Annotated in this window: 1 protein-coding gene and 1 pseudogene; both read left to right on the forward strand. The window is 49.2% G+C overall.

What is annotated here, in order from left to right:
• A pseudogene (gene kefG, locus R7E38_RS23020) lies at positions 1-477 on the forward strand (glutathione-regulated potassium-efflux system ancillary protein KefG); the annotation flags it as partial.
• A partial coding sequence (locus R7E38_RS23025) for a cation:proton antiporter (protein WP_318082159.1) occupies positions 464-651 on the forward strand: 188 nt, incomplete at its 3' end. The pseudogene kefG and the gene R7E38_RS23025, both read left to right, overlap by 14 nt.

Below are 651 nucleotides of genomic sequence, written 5' to 3' on the forward strand. Positions count from 1 at the left end.
GTGACGGTGCACGATCTTTATGGCGCTTATCCTGATTTCTTTATCGATGTGAATCACGAACATGATCTACTGATGAATCATGATGTGATTGTCTTTCATCATCCTCTTTATATGTATTCATGTCCGGCGTTGTTGAAAGAGTGGTTAGACCGTGTGCTCGGCAAGGGCTTTGCGTTTGGCGACGGTTCTGCACTGGAGGGCAAATATTGGCGCAGTGTGATCACCACGGGTGGTAAAGAAGAAGCCTTCAGTGCTAGGGGGTATAACAAGTATCCGTTAGAGCAGATTTTGCAACCGTTCGAGTTGACGGCTGCACTATGTCAGATGCATTGGATGGAGCCGCTGGTGCTGTATTGGTCGCGCAATGTTTCTGATATTGAACGCTATGAACACGCGGAGCTGTATCGTCGATGGCTGAGTAATCCTCTTGATGAGTGGGAAGCGTTGCACCAAGGAGGTCAGCATGGCGATAACCAGTGTGTTTCTACAAAGCAGTGTCGTGTTTCTGTCGGCGGCGGTGATTGCTGTTCCTTTGGCGCAGCGATTTGGCTTAGGTTCAGTGCTTGGCTATTTGTTGGCAGGAGTATTGATTGGCCCTTGGGGATTACGCCTGATTAGCGATGTCGATGCGAGTCTGCATTTTGCCGAGCT

It is taken from the genome of Vibrio sp. Vb2131 (assembly GCF_033338535.1).
GTDB classification, from domain to species: Bacteria; Pseudomonadota; Gammaproteobacteria; order Enterobacterales; family Vibrionaceae; genus Vibrio; species Vibrio alginolyticus.